This window comes from Campylobacter sp. LMG 17559 (genome assembly GCF_024723605.1).
Taxonomy (GTDB): Bacteria; Campylobacterota; Campylobacteria; order Campylobacterales; family Campylobacteraceae; genus Campylobacter_D.
On record NZ_JANQCZ010000060.1, the window covers coordinates 1 to 416 of the forward strand.

Sequence of the window (416 nt, forward strand, 5' to 3'; positions counted from 1 at the left end):
AAAACTCCCCCTATAAAGACTATCAACCTAGATATTTAGATCCTAATCTTTACACAGGGCAAAGTTCTACTTTGCTTGAATTTAAAGATTGGCAAAGTATTTATTTAAAAGATCCTATTAAAGGAAGCATAGCTCCTTGGACTAAAGCAGAAAAAGCTTATTATAAATCTTTAAAAACTAAAAGAGAAAGATATAAGTATTTAGTTATTAGAAGTGGATTAAGAAGCACTGTTATAGATATACCTTATGAAGCTTATACTAATGTAGATGAAAAAGGAAATTTAATCAATGAAGATTATAAAGAACTTTATAAAAAAGTAGAAAGCAATAGAGGTTTAGCTCATTTAAGTAATGGATATTTATTTATGAGTGAATGGGAATTAGCAGCAGGGATACTAGGAGATATAAAAGGCTTT

The 416-nt window shown here is 28.4% G+C and carries 1 pseudogene; it reads left to right on the forward strand.

What is annotated here, in order from left to right:
* A pseudogene (locus CAMP5082_RS08305) lies at positions 1–416 on the forward strand (hypothetical protein); the annotation flags it as partial.